Source organism: Ramlibacter sp. 2FC (assembly GCF_005503345.1).
In the GTDB taxonomy this organism is placed as follows: domain Bacteria; phylum Pseudomonadota; class Gammaproteobacteria; order Burkholderiales; family Burkholderiaceae_C; genus SCMQ01.
The window spans coordinates 57,589-64,138 of sequence record NZ_SCMM01000028.1 but is presented as its reverse complement, the minus strand read 5'-3'; the positions used below and the strand labels follow the sequence as shown (position 1 = coordinate 64,138).

Genomic DNA, 6,550 nt, shown 5'->3' with positions numbered 1-6,550 from the left:
GCTCCCTTGCGGCTGCCGGTGTTCCGCATGCTGTGGATCACCTGGCTGATGGCCAACATCTGCATGTGGATGAACGACGTCGCGGCGGCCTGGCTCATGACCTCGCTGGCCGCTTCGCCGATCTGGGTCGCGCTGGTGCAGACCGCGGCCACGCTGCCGGTGTTCCTGCTGGGCCTGCCCAGCGGCGCGCTGGCCGACATCCTGGACCGCAAGCGCTACTTCCTGGTCACCCAGTTCTGGGTGGCGGCCGTGGCCCTGGCGCTGAGCGCGGCGGTGCTGCTGGACCTGATGACGCCGCCGCTGCTGCTGGCCCTGATCTTCGCCAACGGCATCGGCCTGGCCATGCGCTGGCCAGTGTTCGCCGCCATCGTGCCCGAGCTGGTGCCGCGCGCCCAGCTGCCGGCGGCGCTGGCGCTCAACGGCGTGTCCATGAACGCCTCGCGCATCGTGGGCCCCCTGCTGGCCGGCGCCCTGATCGCGAGCGTCGGCAGCGCCTGGGTGTTCCTGCTCAACGCCGTGCTGTCGGTGCTGGCCGGCGTGGTCATCACGCGCTGGCAGCGCACGCACAAGCCGCACCCGCTGGGGCGCGAGAAGCTGTTCAGCGCCATGCGCGTGGGCCTGCAGTTCGTCGGCCAGTCCAACCACCTCAAGGGCGTGCTGCTGCGCATCTCGCTGTTCTTCCTGCACTCCACGGCGCTGATGGCCCTGCTGCCCCTGGTCGCGCGCGACCTGCGCGGCGGTGGCGCCGGCACCTTCACCCTGCTGCTGGCCGCCATGGGCGCGGGCGCGATCACGGCCGCCCTGTTCCTGCAGAAGCTGCGCCAACGCTGGTCACGCGACGCCCTGGTGGTCCGCGGCGCGGCACTGCAGTCGGTCGTCATGGCAGTGGTCGCCTTCGCCCCCGACGCCTGGCTGGCCGCGCCCGCCATGTTCGCCGGCGGCATGGCCTGGATCACCACGGCCAACACGCTCAGCGTCTCGGCCCAGTTCGGCCTGCCCGACTGGGTGCGGGCGCGCGGCATGTCCATGTTCCAGATGGCCGTCATGGGCGCCAGCGCCGGCGGCGCGGCCCTGTGGGGCCAGGTGGCCACGCTGTCCAGCGTGCCCATGAGCCTGGCCGTGGCGGCCGTGACGGGCACGCTCAGCATCTGGCTGGTCAACGCGCTGATGCCAGACCGCGGCAGCGAAGAGGACATGACGCCCTCGCGCCAGTTCAAGATGCCCCAGACCGATGCCCCGCCAGAGAGCGGCCACATCCTGGTGAGCATCGAGTACCGCATCGACCCGGCGCGCGCGGCCGACTTCCTCGCCCTGATGCAGGAAAGCCGGCGCAGCCGGCTGCGCCACGGTTCCCTGTCCTGGGAGCTGCTGCGCGACCTGTCCGACCCGGGCCGCTACATCGAGCAGATCGTCGACGAATCCTGGACCGACCACCTGCGCCGCTTCGACCGCGTGACGGCGGCCGATGTGGCCCTGCGCGACCGGCGCCTGGCCTTCCACATCGGCGAGTCGCCGCCGGTGGTGACGCGCTGCGTGATGGAGTCCACGGTCAAGAGCGAGAAGACCGCCGCGCATCACGCCTGAGCGCGGCGCCGCTCAGGCCAGGGCGGCCTCGGGCGCCGAGCTGCGGATCAGGTGGTCGAAGGCCGCCAGCGCGGCCTTCGAGCCCTCGCCCATGGCGATCACGATCTGCTTGTAGGGCACCGTGGTCACGTCGCCGGCCGCGAACACGCCGGGCAGCGAGGTCTGGCCGCGCGCGTCGACCTCGATCTCGCCGCGCGGGCTCAGCGCCAGCCGGCCCTTGAGCCAGTCGGTGTTGGGCAGCAGGCCGATCTGCACGAAGATGCCTTCCAGCTCCAGCGCATGGCTGCTGCCGTCGCGCCGGTCGGTGTAGCGCAGGCCACCCACCTTGCTGCCGTCGCCGGTGACCTCGGTGGTCTGGGCCTGGGTGATCACGCGCACGTTGGGCAGGCTGGCCAGCTTGCGCTGCAGCACCGCGTCGGCGCGCAGCTGGCTGTCGAATTCCAGCAGCGTGACCTGGGCCACGATGCCCGCCAGGTCGATCGCGGCCTCGACCCCCGAGTTGCCGCCGCCCACCACGGCGACCCGCTTAGCCCTAAACAGCGGGCCGTCGCAGTGCGGGCAGTAGGCCACGCCCTTGTTGCGGTACTGCTGCTCGCCGGGCACGCCCATCTCGCGCCAGCGCGCGCCGGTGGCGATCACCAGGCTGCGCGCCTTGAGCGTGGCGCCGCTGTCCAGCTGCAGCGCGAGCAGCCCGCCCTCGGCCGGCTGCAGGGCCTGGGCGCGCTGCAGGTTCATCACGTCGACCTCGTAGGCCTTGACATGCTGCTCCAGCGCCGCGGCGAGCTTGGGGCCCTCGGTCTCCTGGACCGAGATGAAGTTCTCTATGCCCAGGGTGTCGAGCACCTGGCCGCCGAAGCGCTCGGCCACCACGCCGGTGCGTATGCCCTTGCGCGCGGCGTAGATCGCGGCCGCCGCGCCGGCCGGTCCGCCGCCGACCACCAGCAGGTCGAACGGGGCCTTGGCGGCGATCTTCGCGGCCTCGCGCGCGCCGGCGCCGCTGTCGAGCCTGGCCACGATCTCCTCCAGCCCCATGCGGCCCTGGCCGAAGGCCTGGCCGTTGAGTAAGACGCTGGGCACGGCCATGACCTGGCGCGCCTGCACCTCGTGCTGGAACAGCGCGCCGTCTATCATGGTGTGGCGCACGCGCGGGTTGAGCACGGCCATCAGGTTCAGGGCCTGCACGACCTCGGGGCAGTTCTGGCAGGACAGGGAGATGAAGGTCTCGAAGACGAAGTCGCCGTCCAGGGCCCGGATCTGCTCGATCAGCTCGGCCTCGACCTTGGGCGGGTGGCCACCGGCCTGCAGCAGGGCCAGCACCAGGGAGCTGAACTCGTGGCCCATCGGGATGCCGGCGAAGCGTATGCCCATCTCGCTGCCCACGCGCTGGATCGCGAACGAGGGCTTGCGCTCGGCGTCGTCGCGCCGCTCGACCAGGCGGATCAGCGGCGACAGGCCGGCCAGCTCGCTCAGCAGGGCCAGCATCTCGCGCGAGGCCTCGCCCTGGTCCAGCGAGGCAGTGATCTCGATCGGCAGCAGCATCTTCTCCAGATAGGCCTTGAGCTGGGTCTTGAGGGCGGCGTCCAACATGGCGGTTCTCCTGAAATGGGACTGATGGGGCAGGCGGCCGGCGCGCTTTGGCAAGCGCGCACAGCACCACGGCCGGATCCGCCGCAAGGCGGGCGATCAGGCGGATCGGGTCGTGGAACTGGAGGGGAAAGGCCTGCGGCGCCAGGGCCGCAGGTCGCGGCGAACGGCGGTCTCACGCGATGACCGCCGCTCGCCAGGGAAGGCGGCTTTAGATCTTGCCGACCAGGTCGAGCGAGGGCGCCAGGGTCTTCTCACCCGGCGTCCACTTGGCGGGGCAGACTTCGCCAGGGTGGGCGGCCACGTACTGGGCGGCCTGCACCTTGCGCAGCAGTTCCTTGGCGTCGCGGCCGATGCCGTTGTCGTGCACTTCGCACAGCTTGATCTGGCCTTCGGGGTTGATCACGAAGGTGCCGCGCAGCGCCAGGCCCTCTTCCTCGATCATCACCTCGAAGTTGCGCGTGATGGCGCCGGTGGGGTCGCCGATCAGCGGGTAGTTGACCTTGGCGATGGTCTCGGAGGTGTCGTGCCAGGCCTTGTGGGTGAAGTGGGTGTCGGTGGACACGCCGTAGATCTCCACGCCCAGGGCCTTGAAGGTGTCGTAATGGTCGGCCAGGTCGCCCAGCTCGGTGGGGCACACGAAGGTGAAGTCGGCCGGATAGAAGAACACCACGGACCACTTGCCCTTCAGGCTGTCTTGGGTGACGGGCACGAATTTGCCGTTGTGGTAGGCCGTGGCGCTGAAGGGTTTGACTTGGGTGTTGATCAGGGACATGAATGCTCCGTTGGGTTGAAAAATTTTCGGACAGGCAAATCATAGCCCACAGCTATCAAAAAACAGATTCAATCTTCCTAACCTATTGATAGGTTTTCTGTATTGCGCCGCAGCAAAGGGGTGGCGAGCGCCGGCTCAGCCCGCGCGGCGCAGCAGCTCGCGCGCGCTGGGGCTGGCGGGCTTGGCGTCGACCCGCTCGGCGGCCAGGCCCCGGGCCAGGGCCTGCTGGCCGTCGCGCAGCGCGGCCTCGATCAGGGTCAGGTCGATCAGGTCGCGCTGGGCGTGGCTGCCACCGAAGCGCTGCGCGATGCCGCGCAGCGGACGCAGCAGTTCGGCCGTGCGCCGCCACTCGCCTGCGCCGAAGGCCTGGATCGCCTGCACCAGCGGCGCGCCGACCTCGCGCGTGAAGCCGGCGTTGTCGCCCTGGCCCGCCATGGCGCGCGCCTGCGCCGCCAGCAGGGTCTGCTGGGCCTCGACACGGCCGTCGCCGACGAAGGCCATCATGGCGTGCGCATCGTTGAAGGCATAGTAGGCCGTGTCGGCGAAAGACAGCCAGCGCTCGGCCACCTCGTGCCAGCGTCCGCCCAGCGCTACGCCGCGCAGCTGCAGGCGCCACAGCAGCGCCGAGGCGTCGACCAGGTCCAGCGCCAGCGTGGAACGGCCGCCGAACACCGGCCCATCGAACAGGGCCAGCACCTGGTCGATTTCGCCCAGGTCCAGGTGGTAGAGCGCCCGATGCCACCAGTTGTGCACGGCGAAGAAGTTGTCCTCGGCCCAGTCGCTCTGGCGCTCGCGCATCCAGGCAATGCCTTCCTGGGTGCGACCCTGCATCTCCATGACATGGGCCACCGCGTGGTGGGCCCAGGCGTCGCGCGGCTCGAGCTCGAGCGCCGCGCGCCCCTGGGCTTCGGCGCGACCGTAGGCGCCGGTTTCCTCGAGGCCGAAGGCCTGCATGCCCAGCAGGGCGTGGTAGCCCGGCATGGCCGGCGACCAGGCCGGCAGGGCCCGCGCCAGGCGGTCGCGCAGCATGCGCGCGTCGCCCAGGTAGAAGTCCAGCACATGGCCGGCCTGCAGGGCCAGCGCGTCGCGCGGATGCTCGAGCGAGAGGTCCTCCAGCAAGCGGGCGGCATCGCGCCAGCGCCCGTCCAGCCAGGCGGCGATGGCCTGGCCATGGGTCCGCTCGCGCGGCGTGCAAGCCAGGCCCATGAGCCGGGCCAGGTCCTGCCGGGCCACCGGCAGGGCGGCGGGCTCGGTGCCCAGCAAATTCAGCCAGGCATGCAGCACATGGCCCATCGCGAAGTCCGGGCGCTCGGCAATGGCGGCGTCGATGGTGGCGACCGGATCGCCCATGTAGCACTGCAGCTGGTGCAGCGCCTGCTCGTAGCGGTGCGCGCTGTCGGCGCCGGCGCCGCTCAGCGCCAAGCCCAGGCTATCGGTCGTTCCCATGGCTGCGGCTCCCGTTCTCGGTACCAGCCTTCGATCATCCGCGCCGGCGCGGAAAAAGCCAAGCACCGCCCGGCGCCGGCCTCGGCTGTCACGAAGCGGCGCCGACTTGCTGGGACAATCGCCGCGTGCCGGACATTTCTTACGACCTTTACATATGATTGCCTCCCGTTTCAACCGCCGGCAGTGGCTCGCCCTGGGACTGGCCCTGGCCGCCCTCCCCGCCCCGGCACTGGCCGAGCAGGCCTACCAGCGCCGGCTGGGCCATCTGGTGGTGATAGGCGGCGCCGAGGACAGGCTCAAGGACCGCCTCATCCTGCGCCGCTTCGTCGAGCTGTGTGGTGGGCCGCAGGCCCAGATCCTGGTACTCACCGCCGCCAGCGCCGACCCGGCCGCGAGCTGGCGTGGCTACGAGCCGGTGTTCCGCGAGCTCGGCGCCGAGCGCTGCGCGCCGCTGGACATCGCGGACCGGGACGCGGCCAACGATCCCGAGCTGATCAACCGCCTGCTGCACGCCGACGGCATCTTCATGAGCGGCGGCGACCAGCGCCGCCTCATGGGCCTGCTCTGGGAGACCGGGGCGGCGCGCGCCATGCACCTGGCCTTTCACCTGCGCGGCTGCTGCATAGGCGGCACCAGCGCTGGCGCCGCCGCCCTGTCTCGCCTGATGCTGGCCGAGGGCGACACGCCGCGCCTGCCCGAGAAGGACGCGGCCATCCTGGACCTGGGCCTGGGCTTCGTGTCCCGGGCCATCATCGACCAGCATTTCTCCGAGCGCCGTCGCCTGGGGCGCCTGCTCTCGGTGCTGGCCCAGCGCCCCGACATGCTGGGTGTGGGCATAGACGAGGACACGGCCCTGGTGATCGAGCGCGGCCAGGGCGTCGAGGTGATAGGCCAGGGTGCCGTCACCCTGATCGACGGGCGGCGCATGCGCTCGAACTTCGATGAGGTGGACGCGAACGAGCGGCTCGAAATGCTGGGCGTGAACCTGCATGTGCTGCCCGCCGGTCACCGCTACAGCGTGCAGGGCGAGCGCGGCGCGCGCAGCCTGCCCGCCTCGCTGCTGGAGGCGCTGGGCGCCCTGGTCACGCCGGGGCCGATCCGCGGCTAAACGGCGTTTCTTTACCCGTCATTCCTGCTCTCCTGGCCCGAGTGGAAGCAGTC

At 70.7% G+C, this 6,550-nt stretch carries 5 protein-coding genes; 2 read left to right on the top strand and 3 right to left on the bottom strand.

The annotated features are described in order from the left end of the window. On the top strand, positions 1–1,584 hold a 1,584-nt coding region (locus FFS10_RS13565; RefSeq protein WP_249931286.1), incomplete at its 5' end, for an MFS transporter. Positions 1,585–1,596: 12 nt separating this feature from the next. Here the strand turns inward: FFS10_RS13565 and ahpF are convergent. The 3 genes from ahpF to FFS10_RS13550 all read right to left on the bottom strand — a co-directional run bounded on the left by ahpF (position 1,597) and on the right by FFS10_RS13550 (position 5,389). Then, positions 1,597–3,171: an alkyl hydroperoxide reductase subunit F gene (gene ahpF / locus FFS10_RS13560; protein WP_137895001.1), complete on the bottom strand. Its 1,575-nt coding sequence runs from the start codon at positions 3,169–3,171 to the stop codon at positions 1,597–1,599. A gap of 208 nt (positions 3,172–3,379) precedes the next feature. Then, positions 3,380–3,943, bottom strand: coding sequence for an alkyl hydroperoxide reductase subunit C (gene ahpC / locus FFS10_RS13555; protein WP_137895000.1), 564 nt, complete (start codon positions 3,941–3,943; stop codon positions 3,380–3,382). A gap of 135 nt (positions 3,944–4,078) precedes the next feature. Continuing rightward, the gene (locus FFS10_RS13550; RefSeq protein ID WP_137894999.1) at positions 4,079–5,389 is read right to left on the bottom strand and encodes a tetratricopeptide repeat protein; all 1,311 of its coding nucleotides are present in this window, start codon (positions 5,387–5,389) and stop codon (positions 4,079–4,081) included. A gap of 154 nt (positions 5,390–5,543) precedes the next feature. On the opposite strand from FFS10_RS13550, the gene FFS10_RS13545 reads away from it, so the two are divergent. Then, positions 5,544–6,497: a cyanophycinase gene (locus FFS10_RS13545; RefSeq protein ID WP_137894998.1), complete on the top strand. Its 954-nt coding sequence runs from the start codon at positions 5,544–5,546 to the stop codon at positions 6,495–6,497. Positions 6,498–6,550: the final 53 nt, after the last annotated feature.

Bases quoted from the DNA above. Each gene is read 5' to 3' on its own strand.
- ahpF (WP_137895001.1), bottom strand. From the start codon at position 3,171: ATGTTGGACGCCGCCCTCAAGACCCAGCTCAAGGCCTATCTGGAGAAG.
- ahpC (WP_137895000.1), bottom strand. From the start codon at position 3,943: ATGTCCCTGATCAACACCCAAGTCAAACCCTTCAGCGCCACGGCCTAC.
- FFS10_RS13550 (WP_137894999.1), bottom strand. From the start codon at position 5,389: ATGGGAACGACCGATAGCCTGGGCTTGGCGCTGAGCGGCGCCGGCGCC.
- FFS10_RS13545 (WP_137894998.1), top strand. From the start codon at position 5,544: ATGATTGCCTCCCGTTTCAACCGCCGGCAGTGGCTCGCCCTGGGACTG.